This is a genomic window from Pandoraea faecigallinarum (assembly GCF_001029105.3).
GTDB classification, from domain to species: domain Bacteria; phylum Pseudomonadota; class Gammaproteobacteria; order Burkholderiales; family Burkholderiaceae; genus Pandoraea; species Pandoraea faecigallinarum.
Window position 1 is genome coordinate 2,347,212 of sequence record NZ_CP011807.3, and the last position, 19,081, is coordinate 2,366,292.

Genomic DNA, 19,081 nt, shown 5'->3' on the forward strand with positions numbered 1-19,081 from the left:
TTGCTTTGGAAAACTTCGTATTTTCCACTTTGGGCACATCGATGCCGTTGGCCCGTGAGGATCCACCTTCCTTTGCTCACTCGGTCACGGGGTGGGACGCGTTCATTTCATTCTCCCATATCGGAGCGCTGCACAATAGTCGGCGATAAGCCTGCCGGCTTATGCCCCGTGGGCCTCGTCTTCGTCACCCAGCAGTTCGGTTGCGACGTCCGTTGCGAACTGGGTGCCGCCGTCCACAGCGGTGTATTCGATGTGAATGACGATGTCCGTGATCGAATTGAGTACCTCGACGTGCGGCGAATACTTGTGACGCGCGAATGCGATCTGCCATGTCGACACGGCGCCCATACGCTCGAAGGGTTCGTAACGCTCGTGGTCGAAGGCGAAGCGCATGCCGGCACCATCGTCGTCGAGCCCGGTGCATACGGCGACCTGGGGCGTCAGGCGCAGGTTCTGCCGGACATAGGCCGGATCGCCTTCGCTGGGGTTGTAGACGTATCGCATCGCCGCCATGTCGGGCTTTATCACGATCTGGCTCCCCAACTGCGTGAGCGTCATGTTCAGGGTCTGATACGGCCCGATCACGGCGGGCACGGTGACGGAGACGCGTCGCAACTGGCGCAGATAGTGGCCGGGATGGTCCAGATCGAACACCCGGCTGTGCAGTTCGAACGCGAGCTTGCCGGTCTGGATCAGTTCGTTTCGTCCGTCTTCCCATTGCTCGCCGAGGTGTTCGCGCAGCGAGATGTGTTTCTTGATGACCAGCGCACGCTCCAGGCGATGCACATAGGCGGCGTCCATCTTGAGCAGCGCCAGCGAGAGGGATTCCCCGGCGGTAAGGCCGTAGTAGCCATCGAGCCAGGCGCCGGGCTCGATGAAATGGGTTTCGTAGTCGCCCACCTCGTATTGCCACCCGGCGTGAACGGCGTGGCACAACGTCGTCGTCGCGTCGTACGCCTGGAAGTAAAGCGTCGCCATGCGGTTATGCAACCAGCGAAATAGCGATGCCCGGCTACCGCGCGTCTGCGTCAGAAACGTGTACATTTCCTCGGCCTGCGCCATCGCCCGGGTTTGCTGCGACAACGATGTGCGGCTTGCCTGAATCTGTACGTCCTGCGCGGCCAGTTGGGTATCGAGTGTGCGCATCTCGGCGGCGGCCATGTCCCGCTGGAATCCCCATTCGCTTCTGCGCCGGCGGAAACCTTCCGTGCGGTCGAGCGATTGCGACTCCATACCGAGCAGCTTCGAACTGGTCTCCATCGTTTTGACGGCTGCACGGCCGAGCGCACCCCATTGGTGTCCCCCGTTTGCCAGGCCGAAGATGTTGGGTGCCGAGTCGGCAATCGCCGCACTCAGCACGCCGAGTTCCGTCATATGGCCGAGCGCCCGGCCAAGCGCCAGCTTGCTGTTCGACGCGATTTCCAGCGACGAGAGGTCTTCGTCATAGAGGCGCCGGTAGTAGTCGTACCTCATCTGCACGCTCTCGCGAGAGGCGAGCATCGAGTCGCGGACCGCCTGCGCGTGGGTAATCATCTCCTCCTGGATCCGGATAATGAACTGCCCCATCTCGATGACGTGCTGCTGCGCGATCTCCTCCTGCGCGGCACGATCCCCTTGCTCAAGGTACTGACGCACCAGCGAGCCGAACTGGCACAGCGTCTGAACGGCTTGCTGCGCACGCGGCAGGATCGTGGCGTAGCGGAACGGCAGCACGACCGGCCCGCCCGCGGTGTCGCGACGATGCCGGCCGCCGTCCCCCGATTGAGCCCGCATGAGGTCCTTCGGCGACACCGGCGTGTCGTAGAGCGGCAGGTCCAGCGGCTTGCCGTCGATGCTCAGGAAATGCCGCAGGTTGAAAAGGCGTGACGCAATCGTCTCCCATAGCGTGAGCAGGTCCAGATTCAACGGCAGCCGGAATGCCGGATGCGCGAGCAGATCCGCGCCCACCGGGCCTCCGGGCGTGCGTGCCAGATTCGCGAGGCATTCGTCGGTGAAGCTCGCCTCGATGTCGGCGAACACGAGCGAGTCGTGCTGCTCGTCGAGTGTCGAAAGCGACGCCGGCGTCCACTGGGGAGCGCTCTCGAAGTCAGGGGCTTGCCCCATCATGCGTGCCGCGCGCTGATACAGCATCTTCGCCTCGGTCAAACTGTCGCGCGACATCTGGCGGTACAGCATGTCGCCCCATTCGATCAGCGTCTCGACGTAGTCGCGAAAGATGCGCTTGCGGTAATGCACGGGGCGGCTGTACGCGATGGCGTCGGGGTCGGCCGGCGCGGAGATTTCGTGATTGGCATCGCCCTGTTCGACGAGCGGCCGCACGCGCCAATACGACGGCGTCTCGGTCTGTGCAGGCTGGACCGGGCGCGCGGGGTCGAACATGAAGCTCAGCCAGCGCAATGCGTCCGCGTAACTCATCTCGGCGCGCAACTGGTATGCCACGAGGTGCGGAAGATGGAAAAAGATCTCCCAGAAATATCGCCCGTTGGCGCCGTTGAAATCCAGAACGTCCGCCTCGTCAGGTTTATCCGGGCGAGGCGGCTCGCGGGTGTTCTGCGCGTCCCAGTCGAGCATTCGTTCAAGGGAGATGGAAGCCCGCTGAATCAGCGTTCCGGTGAAGACCGTGTTCAGCAGCACGTACTTCGACGTCAATTCGCTGACGTCGAACGCAAGAAACTGTCCGCCCCCCTGAGCGTTGACGATCTCGGGCGGATCGAGCACGTCCTCGGCGAGCACAACCTTGTAGGTGTTTCGCCAGGACGGGGGCTCGACGGCACCGAACGAAAATACATGCTCCATGGCGCCGCTGCTCCCCAGCGAATGGGTCGACTTTTCCTTGATGCCACCGTTCATCACGAGCCGCTTGCGCCACGCCTGTGCGCCTTCGTACAACAGCGTGAAATCGGCATGTTTCGGCCGGGGGATGCCGGAGAAGCTGTCGCCGCGAAAGTGTTCTTCCGTCGTCGGGAACCCGATGAGGGAGAGGTCGATGACCTGAAAACCCGCTCCCTCCTGAAATTCGGCTTCCGTCGCGTTATCCAGGGCTGTCACGTCGGCGTCGAAGAGCGTGAAGAACTTGTAGTGCATGCCGTTCGGCGGATCCCATTGCATGGTGATGTCGCGTCCGGACGGTGTTCTGATCTGCGCGACGCGCAGCAGCGGAAATATCGGCTGCACCGTCGCGGTGACGGTGCCCTCCGGCTGTTTCGCGAAGCGAATGACGGCGGCGTCGTGCACCCGGCCCGTTATCCATCGGAACTTGAGCACGAATCGCCCGGAACGGAAATCGAGGTCGTTGACGACGGCGGTGCACGTCGCCTCGACGTCGAGGTTGCCCGACACGTTTTCACCGTCGCCGGTCACGAAGTATCGCGCGCTCAGCGAAAGCTCCGAGGCGATTCGGGCGTCGGCCCGCGTTGCCCTGGTTTCCGGTGTGACGACGATTTCCTTCACGTAGTAGCGGTTCGGATCGAAAATGGCCTCGATGCTGGGGAACCGGTTCTGCAAGACGAGCGAACTGACGAAGCGCTGCTCCGCGAGAGTGCGAAGCGTGGTCTGCCGGTCGTCGGTCAGGGGGACGGGGTTGAACAGCGCGTCCCATGCGTGAAACCGGTCGACATTGCCGTTTTCCGGCCCGATGAGGGCGATAGCCATCGACGATTCGTTCGGAAGGTCGGCATCGAAGCCGATGGCAATGAGACGAAACGGCGTGTCGGGGGCCGCTTCGACCTCACTCACAAAGGTGGACGGCGCCCACAGGCCGTTCAGATCGGCGAACGAATAATGAAGTCGGAAGTGCCACACCGAATTGCGGACCCCGGTCGGTGGCGCCAGGGGGGTCTCGACGCGCTCCACCCACACGACGAAAAGTCGCCCGTTCACGCAAACGGGCCGGATATGCGTCACATCCCCCGACATCTTTGCCCCGATGATCCGCCACTCGTCCCAGGCGCTCGGATTCAGATAGGTCTGCCCCTGCCCGAGCCGGACGTCGGCGCGCCGCCAGTAGAACTGTCCCGGCGATGCCTTATGGCGTCCGATGAAGTAATACGGGGCGTCGCGCCGATCCGTGCCGTCGATGTAGCCGCTCATGACGTCGAGATTGGCGACATGCTCGAAGGCGCGCAGGTACGACAGGATCGCCACGCGTGCGCGGTCTTCGTTCAGCCGCGCTTGTCCGAGATCGCTCTCCAGCGTCCTGAAGAATTCGCTCTTGCGAATGCGCAACGTCGGATCGATGTAGTTCTCCGGATACGATCGCAACTGCTCCACGCCGGCCCAGACGTCGTATCGCGACTCCCACTCGCGCCAATGGGCAACGTCGTCCGGGTCGAACGGTGCGGAAAAGCCGGGTTCCTCCCCGGCATAGACGGCGTGAATGTAGCGCTGTAGCGATGCGATCAACTCGCCGACGACCGAAGTCGACGGCGCCGTCTCGACATCGTGGTCGAGCAGTTGATAGCGATTCAGGTCGTCGCTCGTGACCGGCGCCCCTTGAGCGATTTCGGCGTTGATCACGATCTGACCGAGATAGAAATCCATCAGCGCCTGTTGCCGGGATTTGGCGAATACGCCGTACATCGCACGAATGTCTTCGCTCATGGCGAGGCTCCGGGGCGGTGGGATTCAGAGGGGCGCAGCGGGGAATATCCGCACATTCATCCAATGGACGTGATAGGGATCGACCAGTCTCACACCGATGGCGAAACGCGCGGTTTCAGATGGCTCTCGCGTACATTCGAGCGTCCACCGGAGGCCGTCTGCGGGCATTTCCCGCATCTGCATGTAGCTCGGCGTCGCGAGCAACCCCTGTCCTGTCGGGTTGGCGCCTTCCCAACTGAGGAGTACGTCTTGGTCGAGCAGGTGGTCCTGACCATTGGCCGGCGCGACATGCAGGACATAGGTTTGTCCGACGCGCAACGAGAGCCGGTCGGTGACTTCGACGCCGTCGAGCGTGATCGTCCAGCGCGGGACCGGTACGACCGTTACCGTGAAGGCGATGGGCGTCAGCCCCGTTGGTGTTGCCGTAAACGTATACGTGCCCGCGTTGGCAAGAGACGCAGACGTGCGGCTGTGGCCGGACAGGTCGGTAGGCACCACCACGTCGAGACTGTCCTGACGATCCCACGCGACATCCATATGCGCGATGGGCGGCAGTTCACCCGAGGGTTCTGCCGGTTCGGGGAATTCGCTCGCCTGAACGAGTATGCCCACGTGGCCGAGCTTCTGCGGATCCTGGACGACTCGCTGATGGAGCGCGACGATGGGCGAAGCGACCGGCCCGCCGACGATATCGAGCGGCGTCTGCACGTGGCGGCCGTGCAGCGATGCACCGACGACGATGGTGCCGACGGCCGCCGGCTCGATACTCAGCCGGACGTAACCGTCCGATTCCGACTCGGCGCTGCCGGCGTTCTCGCCGTCGACCGTGAAGACCACCGTTTCCCCTTGCACGGGTGCGCCCGTGAGTGAAAGCACCCGGCACAGAACGGTGACCTCGCCGCCGGCGAGTTGCGCGGAAACTGCCCGGATCCCGAAACTGCTGTCGATGAAAGGCTGATCGACGAAATTGATATTGGTGAAGGTGGCGGCGGAGTTGTTGTAGCGCACGACCACGGTGCTTGTGCCGGTCTCGCGGCTGACCATCGCGCTATGCGCAAATCCGTACTGATCCGTAAAGCTCGTGGTGCGCAGAAGACGTCCCGGGCCCTCGGCAATATCCCACCGCACTTCACGTCCGATCGCCATGTTCTCGTAGTTATCCTTGACGTAGGCATGGAGGTGGACCAGTTCGCGCTCTCCGGCCAGATTTTCTTCGGGCGGCAACGCATCGGTGTCGTCGTAGACTTCGAGCGATGCTTCGTCGCAGTCGATCCGCACGGCGGGCAACGCGATGCGCTGGTCCAGCCCGATCGTGGCGAATGCGTAAGCCATGCCCATGACAAGTCCCGGATACAGCGTGAGGTGCGCTACGCCATCGGCATCCGTCGTCGTCGCCTCGCTCTGGATCACACCGGCCCCGGACTGAGACCAGCGCACCGGGATGCCCGCCAGCGGTGCCCCTGCCAGATCGCGAATCGTCAGCGCGTAGTGCGCCTCGTTGTCCGCGTCGTCGTCGTTGGCGACCAGCACCGTTTTCGAGACGGTGCAGGTGCTGGTCGCGCTTTGGCCGACTTCCGGCGTGACTTCGCGCTGACCGGACGCGTTCGCGTCGTCGGACACGCTCATGCACGCGAGTGCGTCCTGTGCCGCTTGCCGGTAGTCGGACACCGTTCCGGTTTCGGTCAGCTGGCCCAACCGGTCGAGGGCGACGATGCTCAACCCGGTGACTTGCGAGAGATGAAGCAGCCGGAGCAGGCCGGTGAATTCGGTCAGCTGACGTATGATGCCCAGCGGGCTGACGATCCGGGCGGCGTCGAGCACATCGCGCGCGCCTGCGCCGACGAGCGAGGCGACACGGCCGGCCGCCGCATCGCGCATCAGTCTCGCGTAACCGTCGTTTACCTCGATGGCGTCTTCGTCGACGATGCCGGGCGTATTGATCAACGTGAGATAGGTCAACAGGTCGGCGGGCGAGCCGTGTCCGCGCTCGACGACATCGCGGTAGGTTTGAAGATAGTAGAAGTCGCGAAAGGTTTTGGCCGCGGGCGCGAATCCGAAGGCATTGCGCCCGCCGGACTCACCCAGACGGGCATTGTGCGCATGCATGGCAAGCATGGCGCCATCGAGGGAGAAATGCGTGACGATTTCGGCCTGTCGGCGCAGCTCGCTCAGTCGCTGGAGCATCACTTCGGACCCTTCGGCCTGCCTCGGCGGGCCGTTTTGCGTCGACGCTTGCGACCATGTGAGGATGGCGTCGATCTGGCGGCGCGCCATCGTCGCGCTCGGCACCGGGGGCGTGCTCCACGACCAGCGGAGAATTTCGTACGCGCTTTGACCGGCCCAGTCGATAAGCGGCAGCACGAGCTCACTCGCGAGACCGAGATAGCCGCTGACGTGTTCTTCCACGATGGCGCGCTGGGCGGCGCGCGAGCGCAGGACGATGGCGCCCAGCGTGGCGATGATCTGCTCCATGAGCGGGCGCTTTTCTGCCGGGATGTCGTCGTTCCTGACAGGTTTCGACAGGCGGGTGAAGCCTGACGAAAGACCGTTCGCGCAGACTCTGACTTCGCCCATGAAAAGCGCGCTTACGGCGTCACGGATAATCTCGGCGGCGCTCGATGCAAAGTCCTCGTCGGTTCCCGATACGCCGTCGAGCACGATGCCTTCCGGATCGACGACGTCGCCGAGCTGGCATAGCCATTCGGGCGTGATTTCCTGGTCCGGGCCGCCGGGTGTCACCGGCACGAATATCGTCTGCGGAATGCCGGCTTCGTACAACTGACCGAGCGTGATCCGCGTGCTCGAGAGTTGATTGCGCAGGCTCTGGATGAGCGTCTGTTCCGGCATGCCCGCGCTGTCGGGCGTCGATGGCGGGCGCAGGTGCCGAATCATCCACGCGATGTCGATCGCCTTGTCGCGACACCATCTCACGCATCCTTCGGCCGCTACCAGGGCGCTCAGGAAATCGGTGTCGCCAATGGTGGGGATGCTGTGGATGCGTGGTGTGCCGGCCATTTGGCCGACGATGGGAGTGCCGTCCAGCCCGAGCGTTTCGAGCAGCCCAAGCAGTACTGTCGGCGATAGACCGAGATAGCGCGCAAGACTGGCGATGCGGAAAAAGGCCGACACGACATCGAGCGATCGCGTGAGCACACGACCTTGCATCTGCGCCGAGATGGTTCGCGCGAGGTAGGCGAATTCGTCCGGATCCAGACCGAGGGCCACGGCGATGTGTTGGGCCGCAGCCATGCCGGTCGCCTGGTCGAAACCGATGCCGGTCTCGATGGGCCCGCCATCGAGCACCAGCGGCATCGAGTGGGTGCGCGGCTCGTTGAAGATGCGGTCGAATTGCGAAGGTCCGGCGTCGTCGCGCAACCCGTAAGGCGCGACCGTGCTCATCCACGCGGCGAAATCTTCCGCCGTGACGTCATAGCGCGCCCGGAAGTCGCAAAAGACGCCAAGGGCGCGCAACGTGCTCGTGGTAATCGCGGGCGCGCCCGAGCGATGTTGCGCAATATGCGCAGCCATGATCAGACGGTCGGTTTCCGGATAGCCGATGTCCAGCCACCGGCTCAGCCGGATGACCCGATGGATTCTGTCCGCACGATTGACAGTCAGCTCGGTGAAGTAGTGGGGAGGATCCACGTCTTCGGCTGTTTCCTCGGCCTCGCCTTCAGGGCCTTCCTTCCGTGCCTCGGACCGGAGCGGTGCGGGCGGCGCGCCGGCCTCGATTGCAATCGCCGGAGTTTGCGCGGCGTTCAGGTAGACCGCTCCAAAGGCGGCGGCACTCGCAGGCGGCAGGTCCGGCACATTGTCCGAGGCCACCGGCGCGGCGGACTGGACAGCGAACAGACGGGCCAGGTGCGTGGCCGACGTATGGGTTCGTGCACAGAACACCGCAGTGTCGACCAATTCCGGCAAGCCGCCAACGCCATACGTTTCGCGATAGAAGCGGGAATCGTCCTCGCCCGATCCGGTGCCCGAGAAGAACGGCGCAGTGAGCAATTTCTGACGCGCCGGGCCAACCGGCAAGCTCAGCCGCATGGCGTTGTCGCCCCAACTGGTTTGCATCATCCGATGGGCGAAGTAGTGATACCCCGGATCGACCTGCCGGGCGACTTCTCCGAGTGTGAGGACCTGTCCCCGGGCGAGCGCCAGGATCTCGCGGATCTGTGTCGCCCAATGCTCGTAGGGCATTGACATCGGATAGCGCACTTCGGACATCGCCAGATCGATGTCCGGTGCTTCCTCCGGATCACCCGAGAGCACCTTCAAGTATGCGGAGATGGCGTATTCCAGCACGCGCGTCGAGACGGACAACGCCGGAATCTCCTCGGTAAACGCCTTCTCGTCGATGATCTCGTCGGCAATGTCCGGGCGGCGCTCGTCGAGCTTGAGTCTGAACGTGCCGCCCGTGCCCGAAGTCTCGATTGCGCGGGCGCGCCGGTACAGCGTCAGCAGATAGGCGACGGGCGAGGTACGTGCCTCGATGGCACGGGGGCGGGCCATTGCCGCCCAGTCCTCGTCGAACAGATTGCTGTATTGCGGTCCGTGAGTGAGCGTTTCGAAGCCCGGGACGAAGTCGGGCGACTTCCGTTCGCTGCGCGTGAGTTCGCGCTCCCGGAACTGCCGGGCGACGACGATGGCCGCCGCCGCGGCGCGCTGCTGCAGCACGCGAGCCTCGTCGATATGCAGGCCCGGGTGCCGGTCGAGCAGTTGCCTTACCGACAGGCTGCCCAGCGCCACGGTGTCTGCCGCGGTTCTTGCCGCCTCGCGCGCGGCGTCGGAATGCGTCGTCGTCAGTCGCTCAAGCAGCGGGCTCGTATAGGACGCGGAGGACGCGGCTTTCGGTTGGCGCGCCATCGGAATCTCCCTGTGATCGCCACGCTCTCGGTGGCACGGTCCGACACCGAATCAGACTTGAACGGCGTAAATGCGCAGTGCCATCGTCGGCGGTTGGGCGTACGCCAACAACTGTCAACGTTGACAGGTCCCTTGCCGCACCTGCGCTCGGCCTCGTGAGGTGCAACCGCTTGAGGTAAACCCTGAAGCGATTCGACTTGCGTCCTTTTTTTGAAATAACTATATTTCTTTCAAATAACAGTTATTGCACTGAGATAACTGTTTAGCGAAAAATGCGTTGATCGCATTGTCGTCATCTCAATGCACGCGTGATGTCACGCGTCGATGTCCATGGAGTTCAAATGAGCGAGACCGCAAAGCAAACGGAACAGGAAGTTCTCTTCACGCAGGTCGGCAAGGTTGCCGTGATTACGTTGAATCGCCCGCAGGCGCTCAACGCCTGGACCATCGCCATGCGCGAGCTGATCATCGATGCGCTCCAGCGCTTCAACGCCGACGACAACGTGGCGGCCGTCATCATGACCGGGGCCGGGCGCGCGTTCTCGGCCGGGCAGGATCTGGCCGAAGCGAAGCACTTCGACGGCGACACTGCCATCGAGTGGATCAAGGGCTGGGAGCATTACTACGACGTGATTCGCAGCCTGAAGAAGCCGCTGGTGATGGCGCTCAACGGCACGGCTGCCGGCTCGGCGTTCCAGGTGTCGCTGCTCGGCGATATTCGCGTGGGCCATCCGGGCGTGCGCATGGGGCAGCCGGAGATCAACGCCGGTATCGCGAGTACGACCGGTCCGTGGATCATGAATCACATGCTGGGGCTGTCGCGCACGATCGAACTCACGCTCACCGGCCGTCTGATGGATGCCGACGAGAGCCATCGCCTGGGCCTGATCCATCACCTCGTGCCGGAAGACAAGGTGTTCGAGAAAGCGCTGGAAATTGCCACTGAGCTGGCTGAAAAACCCCCGGTGGCCATGCGTCTGGACAAGCAACGCTTCCGCGAAATGACCGAAGGCACCTTCCAGGACGCCATCGAAGCCGGCATGCGCATTCAGCGCGAATCGTACGAGTCGGGCGAACCGGCGCGCATGATGGCGGCCTTCTTCGCCAAGCGTGCGGCGAAGGCCGACGCGGCCAAGGCCTGACGCCAACGTCGCTTTCCGAAGAGATCGCTGTCCACACAAGCGAATGAAGTCCTGAAGTCCTGTCACGCATCGCGGCGCATTCCGGCCGTGCGTGACAACCCACACAGGACATGCGCGATGCGCGTGTCCACTGCAAAGCGGAGTTCCCCATGTCCCACTCGCACGACCCGCAAAACCCGTCCCGTCGCCGGCTGCTTCAGATGGCAGGTGCTACCGCGCTCGCAGGCGCGTTGCCGCTCGCGAACCCACGCACGGCATTCGCGCAGGCGAAGCAGCTGATCGTCTCCGACCCGGGCGGCCCGTACACCGCCGCGTACCGCCGTGCGTTCTACGATCCGTTCGAGAAAGCCACGGGCATCAAGGTCGTGAGCGTGGCGCGCGATTCGCAGCCGGTGGCGCAGTTCGCCGCGATGGTGCAGACGAAAAACTTCGTGTGGGACGTGACAACGCTCACACTCTCGGCCGACATCCCGTATCTCGAATCCAAGGGCTTCCTCGAACCCATCGGCATGAAGGCGGCCGACTTCCCAGGCATCATGCCCGAGGCGGTCACGGCGGACTGGCTCGGCGTCGACGTGTATTCGACCGTGCTCGCGTATCGCACCGACAAGTTCCAGAAGGAGGCGCCGCAAACGTGGGCCGACTTTTGGGACGTCAAACGTTTTCCCGGCCGCCGTTCGCTGCGCCGCAGCCCGCTCGACACGCTCGAGCAGGCGCTCATGGCCGACGGCGTGCCCATCGACAAGCTGTACCCGCTCGATCTCGATCGCGCCTTCAGGTCTCTCGACAAGATCAAGCCGCACATCAATCTGTGGTGGACGTCGGGCGCGCAGGCCATGCAGGCGATTCAGAGCGGTGACGTCGACATGATGTCGACATGGAACGGTCGCGCGCAGGCGGCCATCGACAACAAGGCGCCGGTGAAGATTGTCTGGAATCAGGGGCTGTACTCCATCGAAGGGTGGGGCATTCCGAAGGGCACGCCGCGCGCCGAGTTCGCTCGTCAGTTTGTGCGCTTTTGCGGCGATCCGGCGCGTCAGGCACTCATTACGCAGGATCTTGCATACGGCCCGACGAACCTCAAGGCATTCGACGGCATTCCGAAAGAGCGTGCGCCGTTGTTGCCCACGGCACCCGCCAACCTCAAGGGGATGCGTCTGCCCAGCCCGCAGTGGTGGGCGGAGAACCGCGCCAGGGCCACCGAGCGTTTCAACGCGTGGTTGTTGTCGTAAGCGTCGCGAACACCGGAGCAGTGGAGCAGGATGAGCACGAACATGAGTACCAAACTGGAAACCATCGGTCTGGCCAAGACCTATCGCGAGACCCCCGCGCTTCTGCCAACGGATCTGCGCGTTGCGGCAGGGGAATTCCTCACGTTGCTCGGGCCGTCGGGCTCAGGCAAGACCACGCTGTTGCAAATGATCTCGGGGCTGGTCGAGCCCAGCGCCGGACAGTTGCTCATCGACGGGCGAGACGCCACGCACGATGCGCCGGGCAAGCGCGGGATCGGGATGGTGTTCCAGAGCTATGCGCTGTTTCCGCATATGACGGTCTGGGAAAACGTGGCGTATGGCCTGCGCATGCGCAAGCTGCCGCGGGCCGAACTGGCGCCGGCCGTCGACGCAGCGCTCGCCATGGTCAAGATGCAGTCCTTCGCGCAGCGTCTGCCCTCGGAGCTCTCGGGCGGTCAGCAGCAACGGATCGCGCTGGCGCGCTGCTTCGCATTCCGTCCGTCGATCATTCTGCTCGATGAGCCGCTCGGCGCACTCGACAAGAAACTGCGCGAACACATGCAGTTGGAGATCCGTCGTCTGCATCAGGAGTTGGGGGCGACGTTCATCTATGTCACACACGACCAGGACGAAGCGCTCACACTCTCCGACCGGATCTGCCTGATGAATCAGGCGCGCATCGAACAGATCGGCACGCCGGCGCAGTTGTACGACCGCCCGGCCACGCGATTTGCCGCCGATTTCCTCGGACACTCCAACTTGCTCGACGGCATTGTCGAGCGGTTGCCGCACGGCCAGGTCGCGCTGCGCGTGGGCGCACGTCTCGTGCCCATCGGCCCGAGCCCCGACCTTCCCGCGGCCGGCTCGGCCAGTCTGCTCGTGCGTCCGGAGGCGGCGCGCCTGACGTCGCCCGAAGATGGCGCGCTCGCCGGCACCATTCGCGAAGTCGTCTTCCTTGGCTCCGATACGCGCGCCATCGTCTCGCTGGGGCAGGGCGGCAGTGCCGACGGTGCCGACAGCGCAGACTTCACCGTGCGATGCCCGCGCGATCTGACACCGCGCGTAGGCGATCGAGTGGGATTGGCGTGGGACCACGGTCGTGCCACGCTGCTTACGCGCTAAGTCGTCATTCGGGCGCTCGTGCGAGTGCCCAAGTCATCTGCTTCAGGAGTATTTGCCATGTGGCTTGTTCAACGCCTGCCTCAGGCGGGGCCTCGTATTGCCTGGCCAAAGCATCTAGCCCGCTGGTTGCCGGCCTTGCCCGCGTTGCTGTTCCTCGCAGTGTTCTTCATCGTGCCGGTCGTTGAGATTCTGCAAGGCGGCCTTTACGATGCGGATGGCGTGTTGTCGGTTGCGCAGTTCACGCGCATGACGCACTCTACCGTCTACATCAAGGTGCTCGGCTCGACATTCTGGATCGCGTTTCTGACCGCTGCGCTGTCCGTGCTGCTCGGCTATCCGGTCGCCTATCTGCTCGCCCGTTTGTCGGCGCGCTCGCGTGAGCGCTGGTTGTTGTGGATCGTGCTGCCGTTCTGGACGAGCTATCTGGTCAAGACGTACGCCTGGATGTTGTTGCTCTCCAAGACGGGGCTGCTCACGACCCTGGCGACGCATCTGGGGCTGATCGACAGCGCGGGCACGCTGGCCCCGTCGCTCACCGGCGTGCTGATCGGCATGGTCCATGCCATGCTGCCGCTGGCCGTCATGACGATGCTGCCGATCATGCGCGGCATCAACATGCAACTCGTGCAGGCCGCGCAAACGCTCGGCGCGGACCGTTCCACGGGGTTCTTCACCGTATTTCTCCCGCTCTCCGGCGCCGGGGCCGCCGCCGCGGGGCTGCTCGTGTTCATCACCAGCCTGGGGTTCTTTATCGTCCCGGCGCTGCTCGGTTCGCCGCGTGAGTCGATGGTGGCGCAACTGGTCATCACGTCGGTGTTGGAGTTGTTCGACCTGCGTTTCGCGGGGGCGCTTTCGACGGTGCTGTTGCTGTGCTCCATCGTCGTGTTCTTCGTCTACGACCGTGTGGTCGGGTTGTCGTCGCTCGCGGGCGAGGCTCCCGAGCGGCGTGCCGGATCGGGGGGGCGCATGCTGCCAGTGCTGATCGCCGTGGGACGCCTTGCCGGCAAGTTCTCCTTCTCGCACGGGCGTGAGCGCGCACAGGGCGGAGCCGGCCTGAAGGCGTACACGTGGGCGGTCGTGCTCGCGCTGGTGCTGCCGATCGCGTTCGTTGTCCCGCTTGCCTTCACCAGACAGTCGTTCGTGTCGTTCCCGCCGGAGCTGTTCACCGTCAAGTGGTTCGTGGCGTTCCTCGAATCGAGCGTGTGGCAATCGGCCCTGTTGCGCTCGCTCGGCGTGGGTTTCGCAACGGCGTCGCTGGCGTTGGTGCTCGGCTTCGGCGCGAGTCTCGCGTTGGTGCGGCTGCCCTCGCGCTGGCGTAAGCCGCTGTTCGCCGTGTTCATTGCGCCGCTGATCGTGCCGCGCATCGTGGTGGCTGTCGGTTTGCTCTATCTGTTCGCACGCTGGGAACTGGCGGGCACCAACGCGGGGCTGGTCATCGGGCACACCGTGCTGGCGATTCCGTATGTCGTCGTCACGTTGTCGGCGAGCTTCAAGCGCTTCGACTGGCGCCTCGACGACGCCGCCAAGATGCTCGGCGCGTCGGCCTTCACCCGTGTGCGCACCGTGCTGCTGCCCCTGCTGGCCGCCAGCCTCGGCTCGGCCTTCCTGTTTGCGTTCATCGTGTCGTTCGACGACCTGACCATCGCCATCTTCGTCTCCGGCGGCATCAACACCACGCTGCCCAAACAGATGTGGGACGACATCCAACTGGCGGTCACGCCGACGCTGGCCGCCGTGGCGACCTCGCTAGTGTTCCTGATGGCGTTCGTTGTCTGGCTGTCTTCCATCTTCAAACGCAAGAGCTACTGATACCTGCGGATTTCTGTATGTCCATGTCTAACGTTGCCCGAGTTGCGCCGGTGAATGCGCAGACGACTGCTTCTTCGGAACAGGCTTCACATCCTTACACGCAATACTTCCCGCAGCGGGCCGAGGGCGACCGGCTCGATGTCGTGCCCCTGCTGATGGCGGGGCTTCACGCCGCGTCGACGAAACCCGTCGTGGTCTTCGAAGGCGAGGCAATCGACCGCGCCGGGATGGCCGCACGCGTGGGCGCCATGCAGGCGTGGCTGGCCGCCCAGGGGCTGGTGCCCGGTGACCGTGTTGCCGTCATGCTCGGCAATAGCGCGGCGCAGGTGGCGCTGATCTATGCGCTGATGCTGTCCGGACTCGTGTGGGTGCCGGTCAATACGCGGCTCAAGGGCGACGGCATTGAATATCTGCTCGGTCATGCCAGACCGAAGCTGCTCATCGCGGAGCCGTCGTTCGACGAGGTGCTCGATGCCGGTGTTGCGCTGGCGGCGCAGCAGCCGGGGCATCACGGCCCGAGCGTCGTGCGGCGCCAGCTGTCCGAGGTCCTGACGCAGGCCGCTGCATACGCGGGGGCCCGGCCCGTGGCTGCCGACGTCACGCCGGCGTCGGTCCTGTGCATCATCTATACGTCGGGCACGACCGGTGCGCCGAAGGGCGTGTTGTTCACGCATCGCATGATGCGCATTGCGAGCGAGGCGGCATTGCGCGTGGCGAACGCCGGCGATGGCGACCGGCTGTTTCTGTGGGAGCCGCTGTGCCATATCGGCGGTGCGCAGATGTTGCTGCTGCCGTTTCTGGCGGACCTCGAAATGCATGTCGTCGAACGCTTCTCCGCCAGCCGCTTCTGGCAGCAGTGCGAGCAGGCGCAGGCAACGCACCTGCATTACCTCGGGGGCATTCTCGACATCCTCATGCAATTGCCGCGAGATGCGCAGCCCAAAACGAATTCGCTGCGTGTCGCATGGGGCGCGGGCGTGTCGGCCAGCGCCTGGGAGGCAACGCGCGAGCGCCTGGGATGCGCGTTGCGCGAGTGCTACGGCATGACGGAATGTTCGAGCTTCGCGACCTTGAACGACGCTGACCGGCCGGGTTCCATCGGGCACGCACTGCCCTGGCTGACGCTGGAATTGCTCGACGACGACGGCCGACGCGTGGCGGATGGAGAGCCCGGCGAAATCGTCTTGTCGAGCGATGTCGAAGGGGTCTTCCTGCCGGGCTATCTCGACAATCCGGAGGCCACGGCCAAGGCGTTGCGCGACGGCAAACTTTACACAGGCGACAGCGCACGGCGCAGCGCCGACGGCAGTCTCGTTTTCATCGGCCGTCGCACGGACAGCATGCGGGTGCGCGGCGAGAACGTGTCGGCGTGGGAGATCGAGCGGGTGTTCGCGCGGCATCCCGCGGTGGCGGCGTGTGCGGCCATCGGCGTGGCAAGCGAGATCGGCGAGCAGGACGTCATGCTGTACGTGCAGTTCCGCGACGAAGCCGTCGACTGGCCCACGCTGTCCCGATGGGCGTCCGAGCGGCTCGCCAGCTACCAGCGGCCACGCTACTATCGCGAGACGGCACGGTTCGAGACGACACCGTCCGAACGTATCCGGAAGCACTTGTTGTCTCGCGACACGGCGGGCGCCTGGGAGTCCGGCTCGGCAAAATGAGGTTGCGTGGCGGTGGCGGCGGTGGTCTTGCACTTATCGCATAAAAATAGAACTTTATTTTTATGAGATAATCCGGAAAAATCAGTCCGATATCCATTCGACATCCATGCGATATCCGTCCGATATCTGTTCAATACGCATACGAACTGTGGCCACCACCAAAACCCCACGCACGCGCGCCAAAGCCGGTACATCGACGCAGGCAATGCAGGCGGCGCAGGCATCGAGCGCGTCTGCGGCTTCGACCGAATCCACGCTCTACGTCAACTCCGTCGAAAAGGCGATGAAAGTGCTGACCGCATTCGACGGCTCGAAGCGGCATCTGTCGCTCTCCGAGATCGCGTCGGCCACGGGGTTCGACATCAGCGCGGCGCAGCGCTTCACGTTCACGCTCTCGGCGCTGGGCTATCTGCTCAAGGATCCGCAGAGCAAGAAGTACGAACTCTCGCCGAAACTGCTCGACTTCACGTATCACTATCTCGTCTCGAACGAGCTGGTCAGCCGCGCCGCACCGTATCTTCAGCAACTGGCGGCCGAAACCGAGGAGGCGACGAACCTGACGGTGCGTCTCGATACCGACATCGTTTTCGTGCTGCGTATCGTGAGTCGTAGCGTGTTCAATGCGAACGTCATCGTCGGCTCGCGGCTGCCGGCGTACTGCACGGCTCCCGGGCTGGCCATGCTCGCCACGCTCGACGATACGGAGATCGACGACATTCTCGCGCGCACCAACCTCGTCCAGTTCACGCCCGCGACCGTCTCGCAACCGCGAAAAATCAAGGAACGGCTTGCTCGCATCCGCAAGCAGGGGTACTCGCACACCGAAGACGAGTTCTTCATGGGCGACATTTCCACCGCCGCGGCGGTCGTGAATCAGGACGGCAGGGCCATCGGCGCGATCAACATTGCCGTGCCGCGCGTTCGATGGAACGCCGAGCGCGACGAGCGGCGCTTCGCCGATCTGGTTATTCAGACCGCCGGCGCCTTGTCCGCACGGCGCCGGCAGGAGATGTGACGCTCGCCCGCGCAAGGCGGGTCTACGGACGCCTGGGACCGCCTTTGCGGGCGGGCCCAGGCGCCCGGCGCTGTCTCAAATCGGCGTGCTAGAATCCCGCCCCATGCGTATGGAGATACAAAACCGATGGCCGGCCGGGGCGGCCAGACGGTGCGCCACAGACGGCGCGAACGCGGGAGCCGCGTTGATCCACCTCCAGCATGACGAAGCGCTGACCGAGCCGCGAGCGTTCGGCCGGGGCCGCCCCCCGAATTTCAAACTGCGCGTTGTGCCGGGACGGCGGCGACCGTCCTCTTGCGGCGACGCGTACGGGGGACGGAGCCATGGCTCTTGGTTTGTCGCTACCGGCGTTGGACCTGCCGACATTACAGTTCGTGACCTTCCTGTTGAGCATTGCGACAGGCATTCTGTTCATGCTCGACGCCTTGCGGCGCGACGAAGCCGAATCTCCCAGATGGTGGAGTCTCGCTTTTCTGCTCGCCACCTTTTCCCCCGTACTCTATCTGCTCGCCGCCCGCAGCACCCGGCTTGCCGTGCTGTATCCGCTGGGCAATGCCGTCGCAACGCTCGCGTTTGCCATGGTGTGGAGCGGTGCGCGGCGTTTCTATGGCCGCGGCGTGCAATGGGTCGCCGTATTCGGTGGTCCGGCCGTGCTGCTTTGGGGGACGTGGCTGTTCGCCCGGCCGCTGGACGCATGGAGCGGCGGCGTGCTGTTCTTCTCGCTGCTCGCGTTCTATAGCCTCATGGCGGGCAAGGAGTTCTGGCAGGCCTCGGGGCTGCGGCTGCCGAGCGCCATCGTGCTGGCGGTCGTTGCGGTGTTGCACGGGTCCTTTTATACCGCCCGGGCGGTCGCACTCGTCTGGCTCGGTCCGGCCGACGCGCAGTTCCTCGCTTGGTTCGGACCGCAGGTCTCCACGACGGAAATGCTGGTGTTGATCGTCGTGGCGAGTTTCCTGATGGTGTCGCTCGGCAAGGAGCGCTCCGAGATTGCACTTCACCGCGCCGCCACCCGCGACGGACTGACACAGGCGTTCAACCGGCCGGAGTTCACCCGTCTGGCGCGTGAGCAATTGCGACGTCACGGCGCCGCGCGCACGCCGGTGGCATTGCTTTTGCTGGACCTCGATCACTTCAAGCGCATCAACGACACCTACGGGCATCCTTTCGGCGACACGGTGCTGGTGTTGTTCGCGCGCACGGCTTCGCGGCAATTGCGCTCGGACGACATCTTCGGACGATACGGCGGCGAGGAGTTCGCGCTGTTCCTGCCGGGCGTGGGCGCCAACGAGGCGCAGGCCATTGCGGAGCGCGTGCGCGCGGCGTTCGAGCGCGCAGCGCATAGGGTGCAGGGGGAAGCCGTGGCCGCGACGGTGAGTATCGGCATCGCCTGCGATGAACGGTCGCGCGGTGAGTTGTCGTCGCTCGTGCAACGCGCGGACCGGGCGCTTTATCAGGCGAAGGCCGCCGGGCGAAATCGCTGTGTGCGCTACACGCCCGACCCGATCATGCCGGAGGCCGACCCGTACGCCGACACGCCGGCGGCGCCGTTGCGTAGCGCGGCAGGCGGGTGAGGGCGGCAGGGAAGGCAGCAGTGAGGGCGATGCGAGCCACTCCGTTCTGTCGCCGCCGCTCGCGTTC

The 19,081-nt window shown here is 64.2% G+C and carries 9 protein-coding genes; 7 read left to right on the forward strand and 2 right to left on the reverse strand.

Translation table 11 applies throughout. The features are described 5' to 3' along the window. Positions 1 to 159 precede the first annotated feature (159 nt). Positions 160 to 4,599, reverse strand: a complete 4,440-nt coding sequence (locus tag AB870_RS10480; RefSeq protein WP_047907954.1) for a Tc toxin subunit A-related protein — start codon at positions 4,597 to 4,599, stop codon at positions 160 to 162. A gap of 24 nt (positions 4,600 to 4,623) precedes the next feature. Next, positions 4,624 to 9,462, reverse strand: coding sequence for a Tc toxin subunit A (locus AB870_RS10485; protein ID WP_047907955.1), 4,839 nt, complete (start codon positions 9,460 to 9,462; stop codon positions 4,624 to 4,626). Positions 9,463 to 9,803: 341 nt separating this feature from the next. Between AB870_RS10485 and AB870_RS10490 the strand changes: the two genes are divergently transcribed. From AB870_RS10490 to AB870_RS10520, 7 genes are all read left to right on the forward strand, one after another. Further along, a complete protein-coding gene (locus AB870_RS10490; RefSeq protein WP_047907956.1) occupies positions 9,804 to 10,604 on the forward strand; it encodes an enoyl-CoA hydratase/isomerase family protein in 801 nt (266 codons plus the stop codon). Positions 10,605 to 10,753: 149 nt separating this feature from the next. After that, entirely contained in the window at positions 10,754 to 11,836 is a 1,083-nt protein-coding gene (locus AB870_RS10495; protein WP_047909061.1) for an ABC transporter substrate-binding protein, read from the forward strand. Between the two features lie 42 nt (positions 11,837 to 11,878). Next, positions 11,879 to 12,958, forward strand: coding sequence for an ABC transporter ATP-binding protein (locus tag AB870_RS10500; RefSeq protein WP_047909062.1), 1,080 nt, complete (start codon positions 11,879 to 11,881; stop codon positions 12,956 to 12,958). 57 nt (positions 12,959 to 13,015) lie between these two features. Then, positions 13,016 to 14,767 (forward strand): ABC transporter permease subunit, encoded by a 1,752-nt coding sequence (locus AB870_RS10505; RefSeq protein WP_053059660.1) that lies wholly within the window; start codon positions 13,016 to 13,018, stop codon positions 14,765 to 14,767. A gap of 17 nt (positions 14,768 to 14,784) precedes the next feature. Continuing rightward, positions 14,785 to 16,428: an AMP-binding protein gene (locus tag AB870_RS10510; RefSeq protein ID WP_084663538.1), complete on the forward strand. Its 1,644-nt coding sequence runs from the start codon at positions 14,785 to 14,787 to the stop codon at positions 16,426 to 16,428. Between the two features lie 205 nt (positions 16,429 to 16,633). After that, on the forward strand, positions 16,634 to 17,443 hold the full coding sequence (locus AB870_RS10515; RefSeq protein WP_047907958.1) for an IclR family transcriptional regulator: 810 nt from the start codon (positions 16,634 to 16,636) through the stop codon (positions 17,441 to 17,443). Positions 17,444 to 17,766: 323 nt separating this feature from the next. After that, the gene (locus AB870_RS10520) at positions 17,767 to 19,014 is read left to right on the forward strand and encodes a GGDEF domain-containing protein (protein WP_071386862.1); all 1,248 of its coding nucleotides are present in this window, start codon (positions 17,767 to 17,769) and stop codon (positions 19,012 to 19,014) included. Positions 19,015 to 19,081 lie beyond the last annotated feature (67 nt).